The organism is Luteibacter rhizovicinus (assembly GCF_004342265.1).
In the GTDB taxonomy this organism is placed as follows: Bacteria; Pseudomonadota; Gammaproteobacteria; order Xanthomonadales; family Rhodanobacteraceae; genus Luteibacter; species Luteibacter rhizovicinus_B.
Map to the genome: position 1 here is coordinate 173796 of NZ_SMCS01000003.1, position 13331 is coordinate 187126.

Consider the following 13331-nt stretch of genomic DNA (forward strand, 5'->3'; position numbering starts at 1 on the left):
ATCGATTCGGAATGCTTCGCCACAATGCGAAATCTGCACTCCTGTAGCGCACTTGAAAAAGACTTTGTAAGCTGGTGCCCATGCCTGATAGGCATGACATGGAAAAGAATCCGTGGAATTGCGCCACCTCCGGTACTTTGTCGCGGTCGCCGAAACGGGCAGCCTGACGGTGGCTGCCGAACGCCGCCTGCACACGTCGCAGCCGTCGCTAAGCCGGCAGATCAAAGATCTGGAAGATCAGGTCGGTGTGGATCTGCTGATCCGTAGTGCGCGGGGAGTAACCCTTACCGAGGCAGGCAAGGTGTTCTTCGACCATGCGCGCCTGGCGTTGAGCCAGGTGGATGCCGCCATCGACGCTGCGCGCAGGGCCGCGCAACCGGGCAAACAACGCTTCGCACTGGGTTTTCTTACCGGGCAGGAAATGACCTGGCTGCCTGAAGCCATGCACATTCTTCGCGCCGAGCTGCCGAACATCGAAATCACCGTTTCAAGCGACTATTCGCCGGACCTCGCCGAAGCGCTGGTTCGTGGCAAGCTCGACCTCGCGTTTCTGCGCGCAGAACCCGATTACGAACTCGTCTACCGCCCGGTGACGCACGAGCCGTTGATAGTGCTGATGCCCAGCGATCATCGGCTGGCATCGCGCGACACGATTCGACCCCAGGATCTCCTGGGAGAACCCTTCATAGGCATGGGGAACAAGGCCACCGTGCTGCGTGCGGTGATCGACGACTACCTTGAGCGCTCCGGCGTTGACATCACACCGGAACAAGTCGTCGACAACCCCGCCATGGTGATGTCACTGGTGGCTTCGACACGTGGCCTGGCACTGATTCCCGCTTATGTGCAGAACCTCATGCCCTGGTCGGTAATCAGCCGTCCCTTGTCGGGTCAGGCACCCACCATCGATCTGGCGGTTGGCTACAGCAAATCGAACAAATCGCCGATCCTGAAGATGTTTCTGTCGCATCTGGATGACCTGATCGCACGCGTTTCGAAGCCTCGGCCGTGAGTCGAAGCGGTGAAGTATTTTGCATGAAATCCCGTCGCCCTGTCCGGTCGCCCTATCGACACGACGCCGGCAATCGTGTGGCCGCGCCATGGATAGCGGAAGCAAGCTGATCCTGGTTTCCCGACGTACCGATGCTGGCCATTCGCTGGCGGCACAATTCCACGACATGCTTTCGCGCATCGGCACGCACGGCGGCACATTGCCATGTGCCCATCTCGTCCAGCGGCAACGCACCATAAGCAATACGGACGCAGTCGTCCTGCGAACGGTCGCCAAGGGACTCCCCGCCATATTCGACCGGTGTCGCGACCAACGACAGGTCGAAAAAACTGTCCGGAAACGCCTGCGCATACTTCGCCGACTCGATCGTTACGTGAAACGAACCTATCCCCGCATCGAAACGCCCTTCGCATGGCGCGCGCGAAGCAATCTCCCGGATGGCGCTATACAACCGACCGCGCCATGCCGGCTTCCCGGCAAGCGCGGTCGCGGAGCCCTTCAGGACCGGCAGCTGCGCGGCCACCGCCATATACTCCAACTCGTGGGCGTGATCGGGGAAGCAGAGTTGACGCTGGGCGGCCACGATCAGGAAAGTGACGTCGCTGGCGAAGTCATCGTGGTCGTTCAGCAGTTGCCCCAGGCTTTCCTCGTCAGGCCCCAGAACGGCATACAGCGGAGGAGGTAACCCGGCATGCCCGGCTTTGACTTCCACTGTTGCCGGATCGCCAAGGCGTACGGGCCCGCATGCAAGAAAGGCGACACCGGCTATCGCGATCAACGCGGCACCGGCGACGCCTAACCGCCGCATCGAAACATGGCGCGCAAACGACTTCACCTGGCAGCGGACGACCACAAGGGAAAGGGATCCTGAAACGCCTGCCAGGCGACGGGACCACGGACGAATTCGTCGTCGCGTAGCAGGCATGTGTCCAGCGTCGCGCGGATATCTGCTTCAGGCATGTCGATACCGATCATTACGAGCTCCTGCCGCCGATCGCCGAACATCGGATGCCATACGTCTTCCAGCGCTTTGCGCTGCTCGATACTGGGCAATTCGTTCCCGGAAGGTGGGCGTACCGCCAGGTCCTGCGATCCGAACGGACGTCGCATCCCTGCCCTGACACGCAACCGGCTCGCCCACCAGTGACCGGCGGGAGTCGTTTCGGTCGCGCCTCCGGCAATCGCGAGACTGCCCACCCAATCCATCCGGTTGGCCAGCCAGAAATATCCCTTCGCGCGGAGCACGCCGGGAATGCCGCGAGTCAGCAAGTCATGAAAGCGTGCTGGATGAAAAGGCTTGTCGCTGCGATATACGAAGCTCGTAATGCCATACGCCTCGGTCTCGGGTTGGTGTTCGCCTAAAAGCTCCTTGGCCCAGCCCGGTGCGCGCTGTGCTCGATCGTAATCGAACAATCCCGTATCGAGTACCGCAGCGAGTTCGATTTCACCGCGAGTCGCATCGACAAGCCGGGCGTCGCGATTGAGCGCGCGCAACACCCTGTGCACATCAAGGCGCTGATCGTCAGTCAGCCGATCGCATTTATTGACGACGATGACATCGGCGAACTCGATTTGCTCCGTAAGCAGATTGACCAGCGACCGCGCATCGCCCTCACCCGCCGTCTCGCCACGCTGGGCAAGTGTATCGGTCGAGCCATAATCGGCCAGAAGACTGTGCCCGTCGACCACGGTCACCATCGTATCCAGCGTAGCCACGTCGGACAGACTGAAACCCGCGTCGTCGCGCACATGAAAAGTCGCCGCGACAGGCATCGGCTCGGAAATGCCCGTCGATTCGATAAGGAGATAGTCGAAGCGCCCCTCGCCGGCCAGTCGCTTCACCTCCTGCATCAGATCGTCGCGTAAGGTGCAGCAGATGCATCCATTGCTGAACTCGACGAGCTTCTCGTCGGTGCGACTCAGTTCGGCGCCTCCGTCGCGAATCAGCGCTGCGTCGATATTGATTTCGCTCATATCGTTGACGATCACGGCGACGCGGCGTCCTTCGCGATTGCGAAGGACATGGTTCAACACCGTCGTTTTTCCCGCACCGAGGAACCCGGAGAGAACGGTTACCGGCAAGGGGCGTCCAGAGCGAAGCTCACGATTTTGCATAGATTTCTCCCGATGGATTTAGGCGCATGTCTGTTGCAGATGCTTCTATTCGAATGCGTTGCGCAGTCGTTCGGCGGCGTCGTTTCGATAGGTTTCCAGCGTGGCGCCATCCATGGCATACGCCGACGACGCCATGGCGTTCTGCGTGACCACCGTATGCAACGTCCCCTTCAGGGTGAACGTGTCGTACAGGCTCGGCGTATCGATAGGCTTCGCCAGCCGGACGTGCACCAACATGTTCGGCGGTGGTGGCGGAACATGAATGCACGCCCCGTAGAAAGGAACGAAGAAGAACTCCGTCATATGCCCGTTGCCGTCCGATTCGAGCGGCACGACGAATCCCGGCAGGCGAACCTTCCGCCCCTCCAGTGCCCCAACGGTATGCAGAGTTCCCACCTGTGCGCTTCGTCGCGAGCCGATGTGCAAGACGGGTGGCGCGTCCTCCAGAAGTTTCATGTCCTCCGGCGGCACCATCTGACTCCAGTCCAGTTCCGCATATCCGTCCTTGTCGGATGGACCCAGTGCGGACTGGATCGCGACGCTGCCACGCGATGCCGCATAGGTTTCCGCAGCGAGCGCGCCATCGGCAGCGGCAGCCGCGCGTCGGGCACGGCCCTCGTCAGCCTGCCGCTGAGCGGTCGCCAACGGATTCGGTGCGGTTGCCGCGGAGCCCGCATCGCTTCTGTCGCCACACGCAACGAGCCCCACGAATAATGCGGCCAGCGGCAATAGTCGAAGCAATGACCACGCACACGTCACAGGCGCACCTGCAAGCCATCGACAAGAGAGCGCCGATAAGCGATCCAGCCGGGGATGCATCCGGCGACCAGACCAAGACACATGACTGCCCCCAACAGCCCCCACTCGGAGAGTGCTGGTGCCACATCGAGCGACAACCCGAAATGCGCCAGAACATATTGATGGCTCAACACGAGTACCGCGTATAGCAGGAGATAACCGAGAATGGCGCCGGCTGTTGTAAGCACGACGCTTTCGACGACAAGCAAGGCAAACACCGTTCCTGCCGATGCGCCCACCGCGCGAAGGATCGCCATCTCTCGCCGACGTTCGTTGAGCATGCTCAACAGACCCGTCAACATACCCATCATGCCGACGACGACGACCATCGCGCTGATGATGCGCAGCGTATTTTCCGCCGTGCCAATCAGATGCCACAGCTCGCCAAGCGCGACGCCGGGCAGAATAGCCAGAAGCGGCTCTTCGGGATAATCGTTGACCGCTCGCTGAAATGCGAAAGCCGAAAGACGCGACTTCAGGCCCACCAGACAGGCAGTAATCGCTTTCGGCGTGAGATCCAGATGCCGGGCATCGGCCGCGTTTCCGCCAACCCCGGGAAGACGCACGCCGGATCGCCAGTCGACATGAATCGCTTCGATAGCCTCAAGACTGACTGCGACCGTCGCGTCGACGGGCGTTCCCGTGGGCGCCAGCACACCGACGATACGAAACGGTTTGTCGGCATGCATGGCCGACGCGGGGCCGCCCAGACCATGCGCAAGAACGATCCGGTCGCCGATCTTGTATTGCAGGCGACGCGCGACCTCGGCACCGACGACGGCATCGTACAAATCGTCGAACGGGCCGCCCCGATCGAAATCCAACGGCTGCCCGCGGCCGTAGCGATAGTGGACAAAGAAGTTTCGCGACGTCCCCATCACGCGGAATCCACGATGCGAATCGCCCAGCGACAACGGCACCGTCCAGGCCACGTCGGGCATCGCCGCGATCTGTTCGTAGGTCTTCCAGGTGATGTTGTTGGTCGCCTCGCCAACGTGAAATATCGAGTACAGAAGCAAGTTGACCGAGCCCGATCGTGCGCCGACGATCAGGTCTGTCCCGGCGACGGTGCTGGCAAATCCCTGGCGCGCGTCCGTGCGTACACGTTCCACGCCAAGTAGCAGGAATACGCTCAGGGCAATCGTAAACACGGTAAGCGAAGCGCCGGCGCGGCGCTGTCGAAGACTCTTCCAGGTCAACCGAACGAGTTCCACCTCATGCCTCCATCTGCCGCGAAGGCGAGGTCTCAAGCGCGACGACCCGATCGAACTGGCTGGCGAGTGCCATGTCGTGACTCACGAAAATCAGTCCCGCACCATGACGCGCGCACTCGGCCAATAGCAGGCGAAGGAAGCCATCTCGCGTAGCGGCATCCAGTGCCGATGTCGGTTCGTCGGCAAGCACCAGATCGGGCCCACCGATCAATGCACGCGCGGCGGCCACGCGCTGTTGCTGCCCCACGCTGAGTTGACCCGTGCCCCGTCGTTCGAGAATGCGCGCATCCAGGCCAAGGGCGACCAGGAGCCGGAGCGCTTCGTCGCGTACCGTGCCGCCCGACGCCATGGCACGTACCTTCCGCAAAGGTGAAAACGCGCAGCCAAGCATGACGTTCTCGACCGGATCTAGAAACGGCAGCAAATTGAACTGCTGAAAGATGAAGCCGAGAAAGTCCGCGCGGAACCGGTCGCGCCGGGCGGGCGTAAGCACCGACAGGGATTGTTCGAGTACGACAAGCTCGCCTCCCTGCGGTTGCAGAACGCCTCCGATCAGTCCGAGGAGCGTGCTCTTGCCGCTGCCGCTCGGTCCGCAAAGAAAAACGCGCTCGCCTTGTCCCACCTGAAAATCGCGGATCGTCAGCGTGGCATTCGTACGCGGCCACGAGAAACGCAGGTCGCGACAGGTCAGCAACGGCACGGCGCCCCACGGAATCATGGCTTGAGGTCGATCCTGACCATGCCCGGATCGAGTTCCTGCCGCAGGGCCCCGTCATGCAGCAGGACATCGGCAACGATCGTATGCGTCGCCGGGAACACGTCGACGAGTCGTACATCGATGGCATCGAGAGCGGACACATGCGAGCAGCGGAATCGATAAATCGCTTCCAGCTCGGCGTGCATTCCAACGACTGCATCCTGCCCGTAACCATGAGGGCTGACCTCGACCGACACAGGCACACACGCCGCCGCTGCCGAAGGTTGCAACCATCGCCGGGAGACACGCAGTTTTGCCACGGCGTTCTTGTATGCCGCCGCCTCCACCGGTCCCGCGGGCGGATGCTCGAAGCCCACCGCATCCGCTCCCGGAATGACGAGAGAAACATCGAGCGTATCGCCGTCGACCACCACCTGGACGCGTGTCTGCCCGTGCACGTGGGGGCCGAGCTGACGGACGTCCTGGGCTCGTACGGAAGCGGCCGCGATGCTGGCCACCAACAGAAATGCCGCTATGGAATTTCTCATACGTCACTTGATGTAATGTTATAACGTTACATTATCGGAAGACACTCAAGTTGTCCATGCCCCGCTACGCCCCGTCCGTCGCGCTCGATCGCATCGCCGCCACGTGGGCGGTGATCTGCGCTGTTCACTGCTTTGCGTTGCCACTCCTGCTCTTCGCCATCCCCTCCCTATCTATCGCGCTGTATTCGTTCAATGCCCCTAACCGGGGCATAGCCATGGCGCTGTTGCGACTGATCAGTCTCGAGCCGTGGTTCATTGGATTCGGGTTGCTCCTGAGCGCGGTCGCCATGGCTCACGGACGCCGATGGCACCGCTCCCTCTACCCTTCGCTGATCGCGTGCAGCGGTGGTGTGTCGCTCGTCGCGGCGTGGTACGGACGCATGCTGGCCGGCGGCTGGGTGCACATCGCAGGCGTCGTCCTGGGTGGCGCCCTTCTGGTCATCGGACATCTCGTCAACCTGCGGATGCTTCGCAGGCAGGGAGAAAACCGGGGGCCGCGCGTATCGCCGCCCCCGGTTTCATCGATGGAAACCTCCCGGCAACCGTGATTGCCGCACCCTATCTTCTGTCAATGATCGATACCGTGCGCACGTAATACGTCGGCGATATCGAAACGCCAGATGTTGCGCGACCCGTTGAGCGGACCTTGCAGACGTCCCTGCAAAGAAGCCGCGGTGTCGCGCGGCTTGGGGAACCGTATCTCTTCCTGGCGATTGCTCGATACATAGAGTTCGCCGAAGTGGCGGCCGACTGCGGGAGCGTTCTCCAGCGACGCACTATTGACCTCGCCGGGCAGATGGACCGGCTTGCCCCATTTTCCATCCGCGTCGCGGAACACGATGTAGATATCGGCGCTACCCAGCGAATCGCCTTCGTTGCCGGCATAGACGAGGAATCGCTCCTCGGGATCCACGCCCGGGTCCATGCGATTGCGGCCGATGTCGCCCAGGTCCAGCATTTGTGGAGCTGCGTAACCGTTCGCTGTGCGACGTGCGACGTATATCTGATAAAGCTTTCCAGAGTCGTCCCGGTGCGCGGAAAAATAGATATTTCCATTGGCCGCCACCGATGGGTTGTAGAGCATCGCGCCGTCGTTGAGCGCACCATCCACGTGTACCGGCTCGCCCCAGCGCCCGCCCGGCTGCTGTTCGGCGTACCAGAGATTCGTGCCGGGAAATCGCTGCCCCCCCATCTCCACCATCATCAGCGCGTCGCCAGGATGAAGCGGACGGTTGGACACGAAGTACAGGCGCTTGCCATCCGGCGACAGCGCCGGTTCGGAGTCATGCCACTGTCCCGAAAACGAGGCGACTTCCGGTGCCGACCAACGGCTCCCGCTACGATGCGAGACCAGGATGGTGTCGTCCTTCTCCGCGAAATCCGAGCGCATGAAGAACAGCGTGTTGCCATCGGGCGTAAGCGTGGCCGACGTTTCCTGCTGATCGGTGGAAATGATCCCGGGGCCAAGCAATTCGCCAGCCCCGGCGGATACCGCGACCAGCGCCAACGACATAGCCAGAACGAACGTGTTCAATCGCATGCTGCTTTCCTTTCCCGCGTGGGGATGCTTTGGATCCATAGCATCGTGCGGGGATCGCTAAGGCGCAGCCGATTTGTGATCGTTGGTCGCCGCCGAGGGACAAGCGGCTGGATGCCGGGGGCGAACGGCACATGTCGCCGCAACCACGTGTATCAGGGCATGCCCAATGCGCGGCGAGCCTGCATACGAAAGCGCCGGCTGAGGTTGAGCCGCGTCCCGTCGTACAACGCCACTTCGGCACTGCCCTGGAACAGCGGATGCACTTCCCGGATGCGCTCGATATTGACTACGGTGCCACGATGGATGCGCAGGAATCGCGCCGGATCGAGTGTCGTCAGCAGATGGCGCAAGGTCTCGCGATGAAGATACGCCTTGCCGCCGGTATGGATATGCACATAGTTACCGTCGGCACGTATCCAGTCGATATCGGCCGTGGCAATCACGCGTATGTGTTCGCCACTGTGCACGCTGATGCGTTGCAGATAGGGCGTGGATCGAACGGTGGAAACACTCCCCGACGAAGCCGCATGCAGTCCCTGCCAATGTTGCCGTACACGGGTCATGGCCTGATCGAAACGGGCCTGATCGATCGGCTTGAGCACATAGTCCAGCGCATTGGCGTCGAACGCGCGCAACGCATGCTGACCGAAGGCCGTGGCGAACACCACCATCGGCAATGTCCTCGGATTCAGGTTGTGCAACAGCTTGAATCCGTCCATACCCGGCATGCGTATGTCCAGGAATAGCAGGTCTGGATCGAGCGCCTTGATGGCCTGTTGGGCTTCGACGGCATTGCCGCATTCGCCGACGATCTCGACATCCGCATGCGAACCCAACGCCTGGCGCAGAGCCAATCGGGCCAGAACTTCGTCGTCGACGAGCAAGGTGCGGATGGATGGCAAAGTCACGTCGCTTGCTCCCGGAACGGAAAACGCAGCTCCACCCGTGTACCGCCTTCCGGCTTGTTCCATAGTTCCAGTGTCGCCGCCGTGCCAAACAGTATTTCCAGCCGGGTGCGGGTATTGCCAAGCCCCAGTCCGTCCTTCGGGCCACCCGGCGGCAAACCGAGACCATCGTCGTCCACCTGTAAATGCAACTCGTCGCCATCGCGCCGGGTGACGATATGCAGGGTGCCGCGCTCGGGCTTGTCCAGCAGACCGTGATGCAGTGCGTTCTCGACCAGCGGTTGCAGGATCATGTTGGGTACCAGCGCATGCACCGTATTGCCGGCGATATCCAGGTGCGTAGTCAGCCGATCCTGAAAACGTACCTGCTGGATGCCCAGATAGCATTCCAGGAATTCCAGTTCGCGCGACAGCGGTACCTGCTGCGCATGACGTTCCTCCAGCGTAAGTCGCAGGAAGTCGCTTAACCGTGCGATCATCAGCCGTGCCTGCACAGGGTCGGCAAGCGCCAATGCCGAAATCGCATTTAGCGTGTTGAACAGGAAATGCGGTTGCAACTGCACGCGCAACGTCTGCAGTTGCGATTGCACCAACCGGGTTTCCAGCTGCGAACTGCGAAGCCGTTCGTCGCGCAGCCGCCGCTGCGATTCCATCCCGCGCAACACCACCAGCAGCACCCAATAGGTGATCCAGCCGAGATGGACGTTATAGACGGACTGCATGCGCGCGAACGCAACGAAGGACATGTCGCTCCTGGACGCGGGCGGCCCACAAAGCAGCCAGTAAATCGACATCAGAATCATTACCTGGATCGCGGCAATCGCAACGCTGCATGGCACATGCACGGCCCAGAAACGCGCCCAACCGTGGCCGCCGCCGCGACGTCCGAGCCAGGCGACCAGCGGCGTCAGCAGCATCCAGAGATAGAAGTTGGTGAGGTTCCATGTGAACGGGCGCGACCAGGCGACTGGCGACCCTTCGCTGATCGAGGAAATCACCATGCTGGCCGTGTAGGAAAGTGCCAGCATCGTCCAGAAGACGAAAACCAGCCCCCAGGTCTTCCAGCGTAGCGATGCGATGCGGTTGAACACATGATCCTCGTGGATGCCGGTTGCCGGTTGCCGGTTGCCGACCAGTTTGCAAGCCGGGACCGACCGCCGGAAGTGCCCAAAGACATCGATAGCGGATCCCGCATCCGCCATCGGTCAGCCCGTTGTGCACACCACGGATGTTCCCGCACCGTGCGCTTCCAGCCATGGGGTCAACGATACACGCCAGATGTTATCGCCGCCGTTGTTCCATGTCGCCGCGCCATCCGGATCGGAGGACGGCAAACGACGGTCGCTATAGAAATAAAGGGTCCGCCGATCGCACCCCCACTGGGCCCCCATGCTGTGCGTGCCGCTGTTGACGGCATCGCCCAGATCGAGCGGCTTACTCCAGCCGTCGCGGCCATGGAACGCGATAGCCAGACGATAAGGCTGCGCGGGATCGTGCTTGATACTGAAGACGATATACGAACCATCGGGAGCAATCGCCGGATCGCGTATCTGCGCACCGACGTCGCCCAGGGACACCGGGGACGGTGTCTGGTACCGACCTTCCCGATACAGGGACCGCAGCAGGTGAAGGCCAATGTCCGGCGGGGCGCACCCAATGAAATAGATGCTTCCGTCCGCGGCGACGCTCGGAGCGAAGGTCATACCGCAGGCATTCACTGCGTCCGGCAAGCGCACTGGCGTACCCCAGCCATTCTGCTGGCGATCGACGCGCCAGATATTCATGCCAAGACCCGGCCTCCGTTTGCCGGTACCGGTCGCATCGACAGGCTGACCGCCCGCCTCGGCCGGGCGGTTGGAAACGAACAGCAGGAACGAACCGTCCGGAGCCATCGCCGGATCGAGATCCCGCCAATGCCCCGAGAACGACACGGTTCGCGGAGCCGACCAGCGACCGTCGAGATGCGACTCCATCAGCGTCGATCCGTCGTCCGTGCCACGCATGAAATACACCGTCCTGCCGTCCGGCGTGAAAGCCGGCGCGGCATCGTCGGCCGGTCCCGAAATGACGCCCGGTGCGAAGACGGCGGGTACCGGAGCGGCCGGCGGATGGCCCGGGCTACCCGAGCCAAAGAAAGCCATAACGCCAGCCGCCGTCGCGAACCCCATCGATAATTGCATGCCCGTCCCTTCGTCGCTCAGTCCCGCGTAGACATGCAAGCTAGCGCGAGCCCGGGCACGACGTCGCCCGTCCGGTGACGGCTGGTGCGTCCGCCGTGACAAGCGGTGCGGATTGGTGGGTGAGCGGTCTCGCCAGGCCGCGGACGACGCGGACAGCAACCTGAAACCCTACCCGGCGATGAATTTGTAGTATAAATTACATCCACTACTGACAGACTTCCGGGTTTCGTCCAACCTTCACGGCAACGGTCCGTCGCGACGCGGCCGCTTCCGCCGCGAGGCTATTCACCCCAAGGAGAGAGCGAATGGTGAAACCCATTGCCGTACGCAGCCTGCACAACCAGGTAATTCAGGAATTGGGGCGGTTGATCGTGAGTGGCGAGCTCGAGGCGGGCAAAGGCCTGCCGCGCGAGGAGTTGCTTGCGGAACGCATGAACGTAAGTCGCACCGCGCTACGCGAAGCGATGAAGGTGCTCTCGGCCAAGGGACTGATCGAATCCCGCCAGAAAACGGGCACCCGGGTGCGGGAAGCCATTTACTGGAACCAGCTCGATGCCGACGTGCTTGCCTGGCGCTGCGCGTCGATGCCGACGGAAAGTTTCGTCGAGAAGCTGGTGGAAATGCGCGAGATCATCGAGCCCGCCGCCGCTGCCGCCGCCGCACGCCGGCGCACGCCGGAGCAGTTGGCCGTCATCAAGGCTGCTTACGATGCGATGGATGCATCCGAAACCCTCGATGCCTGGGCGGAAGCCGATCTGGCCTTCCACGAAAGCATGCTCCAGGCCACCAATAACGAATTGATGACGTCGCTGTTTTCGGTCATCGAAACGGCGCTGGGCACGTATTTCGTGCTGTCGGCGAGCAATTCGGCCAATTTCAAACTCGCCCTGCCCCAGCACCTGAAGGTCTACGAGGCGATCCGCCGCCGCCAGCCCGAGGTGGCGCGTCAGGCGATGGTGAAGATGGTGGACGACTCGCGCAACAACATCCGCCGCCATCAGGCCAACAACAAACAGGCCAGCAACAAAGCTTCGGCCTCATGAGCAAACCGATCGGCCTCGAAGAGGCAACTCTTACCCGCACGCGTACTGGCTGGACGGCCATATCGCCCATGTCTCTGGAAATCACCGCATGAAGATCACCCGCCTGACTACTTTTCTGGTGCCGCCGCGCTGGCTGTTCCTGCGTATCGACACGGATGCGGGCTTGTGCGGCTGGGGCGAGCCGGTAGTGGAAGGTCGCGCGCATACCGTCGCCGCGGCGGTCGACGAGCTGTCCGATTATCTGATCGGCAAGGATCCGCGCAACATCGAGGACCTCTGGAACCTGATGTATCGCGGCGGCTTCTATCGTGGCGGCCCGGTACTGATGAGCGCGATCGCGGGCATCGACCAGGCGCTGTGGGACATCAAGGGCAAAGACCTGAACCAGCCGGCGCACGTGCTGCTTGGCGGCCCGGTGCGCGATCGCATCCGCGTGTACTCGTGGATCGGCGGCGATCGCCCGGCCGACACCGCCAAGGCGGCGAAGGATGCCGTGGCTCGCGGATTCACCGCCGTGAAAATGAATGCCACCGAGGAACTGCAGTACGTCGATACCTACGACAAGGTCGAACGCGTACTCGAAAACCTGCAAGCGGTGCGCGATGCGGTCGGACCGCACGTCGGCATCGGTCTGGATTTCCACGGCCGCGTGCACAAGCCGATGGCCAAGGTGCTGATGCGCGAACTGGCGCCATTCAAACTGATGTTCATCGAGGAGCCGGTGCTCTCCGAGCATCTGGAATCGATTCCCGAACTGGCTGCGATTTCACCCGCGCCTATCGCACTCGGCGAGCGGCTGTATTCGCGTTACGACTTCAAGCGCGTGCTGCAGATCGGTGGCGTGGACATCCTGCAGCCCGATCCCTCGCACGCCGGCGGCATCACCGAAACGCGCAAGATCGCCGCGATGGCCGAAGCGTACGACGTGGCCATCGCGCTGCACTGCCCGCTCGGCCCGATCGCGCTGGCGGCCAATCTGCAACTGGACGCGGTCTGCCATAACGCGTTCATCCAGGAGCAAAGCCTGGGTATCCACTACAACGCAGCCAACGATCTGCTCGACTACGTTTCGGACCGCAGTGTCTTCACCTACGAGGATGGCTACGTCACCATTCCGCAGGGGCCGGGCCTGGGCATCACGGTGAACGAAGAGTACGTGGCCGAACGCGCCGCCGTCGGTCATCGCTGGCGTAACCCGGAGTGGCGCCATGCGGATGGCAGTGTGGCGGAGTGGTGATCGAAGCGACTTGCCAGTAAGCGTCGGCGACCTTCATTTCCG

The 13331-nt window shown here is 62.0% G+C and carries 14 protein-coding genes; 4 read left to right on the plus strand and 10 right to left on the minus strand.

Features of this window, described 5'->3' with window-relative positions; genetic code table 11:
- Positions 1 to 112 precede the first annotated feature (112 nt).
- Positions 113 to 1012: a LysR substrate-binding domain-containing protein gene (locus tag EC912_RS09230; RefSeq protein ID WP_132143209.1), complete on the plus strand. Its 900-nt coding sequence runs from the start codon at positions 113 to 115 to the stop codon at positions 1010 to 1012.
- Between the two features lie 52 nt (positions 1013 to 1064).
- Here EC912_RS09230 and EC912_RS09235 read toward each other — a convergent pair whose 3' ends face one another.
- From EC912_RS09235 to EC912_RS09260, 6 genes are all read right to left on the minus strand, one after another.
- Entirely contained in the window at positions 1065 to 1865 is an 801-nt protein-coding gene (locus EC912_RS09235) for a hypothetical protein (RefSeq protein ID WP_132143211.1), read from the minus strand.
- Positions 1844 to 3127, minus strand: a complete 1284-nt coding sequence (locus tag EC912_RS09240; RefSeq protein WP_132143214.1) for a GTP-binding protein — start codon at positions 3125 to 3127, stop codon at positions 1844 to 1846. The genes EC912_RS09235 and EC912_RS09240 overlap by 22 nt, the downstream gene beginning before the upstream one ends.
- 45 nt (positions 3128 to 3172) lie before the next feature.
- Complete coding sequence (locus EC912_RS09245; RefSeq protein ID WP_243649208.1) at positions 3173 to 3772, minus strand: DUF3299 domain-containing protein; 600 nt, start codon at positions 3770 to 3772, stop codon at positions 3173 to 3175.
- 110 nt (positions 3773 to 3882) lie between these two features.
- Complete coding sequence (locus EC912_RS09250) at positions 3883 to 5139, minus strand: ABC transporter permease (protein ID WP_132143216.1); 1257 nt, start codon at positions 5137 to 5139, stop codon at positions 3883 to 3885.
- Position 5140: 1 nt separating this feature from the next.
- Positions 5141 to 5857 carry an ABC transporter ATP-binding protein gene (locus EC912_RS09255; protein WP_132143218.1) on the minus strand — a complete coding sequence of 239 codons (717 nt, stop codon included), beginning with the start codon at positions 5855 to 5857 and terminating at the stop codon, positions 5141 to 5143.
- Positions 5854 to 6384 carry a ZrgA family zinc uptake protein gene (locus EC912_RS09260; RefSeq protein WP_132143220.1) on the minus strand — a complete coding sequence of 177 codons (531 nt, stop codon included), beginning with the start codon at positions 6382 to 6384 and terminating at the stop codon, positions 5854 to 5856. Before EC912_RS09260 ends, EC912_RS09255 begins: the two co-directional genes overlap by 4 nt.
- A 56-nt stretch (positions 6385 to 6440) precedes the next feature.
- On the opposite strand from EC912_RS09260, the gene EC912_RS09265 reads away from it, so the two are divergent.
- The gene (locus tag EC912_RS09265; protein WP_132143222.1) at positions 6441 to 6932 is read left to right on the plus strand and encodes a MerC domain-containing protein; all 492 of its coding nucleotides are present in this window, start codon (positions 6441 to 6443) and stop codon (positions 6930 to 6932) included.
- A 20-nt stretch (positions 6933 to 6952) separates the two neighbouring features.
- On the opposite strand, the gene EC912_RS09270 is transcribed toward EC912_RS09265, so the two are convergent.
- The 4 genes from EC912_RS09270 to EC912_RS09285 form a co-directional block, all read right to left on the minus strand.
- On the minus strand, positions 6953 to 7924 hold the full coding sequence (locus tag EC912_RS09270) for a TolB family protein (RefSeq protein WP_132143224.1): 972 nt from the start codon (positions 7922 to 7924) through the stop codon (positions 6953 to 6955).
- Between the two features lie 152 nt (positions 7925 to 8076).
- Entirely contained in the window at positions 8077 to 8832 is a 756-nt protein-coding gene (locus tag EC912_RS09275) for a LytR/AlgR family response regulator transcription factor (RefSeq protein WP_132143226.1), read from the minus strand.
- Positions 8829 to 9920 (minus strand): sensor histidine kinase, encoded by a 1092-nt coding sequence (locus EC912_RS09280; protein WP_243649209.1) that lies wholly within the window; start codon positions 9918 to 9920, stop codon positions 8829 to 8831. Before EC912_RS09280 ends, EC912_RS09275 begins: the two co-directional genes overlap by 4 nt.
- A 114-nt stretch (positions 9921 to 10034) precedes the next feature.
- Complete coding sequence (locus EC912_RS09285; RefSeq protein WP_132143230.1) at positions 10035 to 11009, minus strand: TolB family protein; 975 nt, start codon at positions 11007 to 11009, stop codon at positions 10035 to 10037.
- Between the two features lie 305 nt (positions 11010 to 11314).
- Here EC912_RS09285 and EC912_RS09290 point away from each other — a divergent pair, with 305 nt between their 5' ends.
- On the plus strand, positions 11315 to 12052 hold the full coding sequence (locus EC912_RS09290; RefSeq protein ID WP_132143232.1) for a FadR/GntR family transcriptional regulator: 738 nt from the start codon (positions 11315 to 11317) through the stop codon (positions 12050 to 12052).
- A gap of 88 nt (positions 12053 to 12140) precedes the next feature.
- Positions 12141 to 13289: a galactonate dehydratase gene (gene dgoD, locus EC912_RS09295; protein ID WP_132143234.1), complete on the plus strand. Its 1149-nt coding sequence runs from the start codon at positions 12141 to 12143 to the stop codon at positions 13287 to 13289.
- Positions 13290 to 13331 lie beyond the last annotated feature (42 nt).

Excerpts from the sequence above, each read along its gene's own strand:
- EC912_RS09240 (WP_132143214.1), bottom strand. The coding sequence starts at position 3,127 with ATGCAAAATCGTGAGCTTCGCTCTGGACGCCCCTTGCCGGTAACCGTT.
- EC912_RS09255 (WP_132143218.1), bottom strand. The coding sequence starts at position 5,857 with ATGATTCCGTGGGGCGCCGTGCCGTTGCTGACCTGTCGCGACCTGCGT.
- EC912_RS09260 (WP_132143220.1), bottom strand. The coding sequence starts at position 6,384 with ATGAGAAATTCCATAGCGGCATTTCTGTTGGTGGCCAGCATCGCGGCC.
- EC912_RS09265 (WP_132143222.1), top strand. The coding sequence starts at position 6,441 with ATGCCCCGCTACGCCCCGTCCGTCGCGCTCGATCGCATCGCCGCCACG.
- EC912_RS09270 (WP_132143224.1), bottom strand. The coding sequence starts at position 7,924 with ATGCGATTGAACACGTTCGTTCTGGCTATGTCGTTGGCGCTGGTCGCG.
- EC912_RS09285 (WP_132143230.1), bottom strand. The coding sequence starts at position 11,009 with ATGCAATTATCGATGGGGTTCGCGACGGCGGCTGGCGTTATGGCTTTC.
- EC912_RS09290 (WP_132143232.1), top strand. The coding sequence starts at position 11,315 with ATGGTGAAACCCATTGCCGTACGCAGCCTGCACAACCAGGTAATTCAG.
- dgoD (WP_132143234.1), top strand. The coding sequence starts at position 12,141 with ATGAAGATCACCCGCCTGACTACTTTTCTGGTGCCGCCGCGCTGGCTG.